Raw genomic sequence first — 308 nt, forward strand, 5'->3', positions numbered from 1 at the left:
GGCGTTCATCAGGTCGGCGCGTCCGGTGACGGCGCTGAGCGGCAGCCCGTCGGCCAGCGCCTTGGCCGTGAGCGTGATGTCGCCGGCCACCGACTCGTGTTCGCTGGCGAAGAGCGTCCCGGTGCGTCCCATGCCGGCCTGGATCTCGTCGATCACCAGCACGATGCCGTGCCGGTCGGCGATCCGCCGCAGCCCCGCGAGGAAGCCGGGGGCCGGAACAACAAAGCCGCCCTCGCCCTGGATGGGTTCGATGACCATGGCGGCGAAGCTGTCCGCGCCGTGCTCGGCGAGCGTGGCCTCGACCGAGG

1 protein-coding gene is annotated in these 308 nt (G+C 72.1%); it reads right to left on the bottom strand.

Annotation, left to right across the window (positions count from 1 at the left end; genetic code table 11):
- On the bottom strand, nt 1-308 hold a 308-nt coding region (locus tag AC5RUJ_RS18930; protein ID WP_494156597.1), incomplete at both ends, for an aminotransferase class III-fold pyridoxal phosphate-dependent enzyme.

Source organism: Arthrobacter sp. Y3223164 (assembly GCF_059091005.1).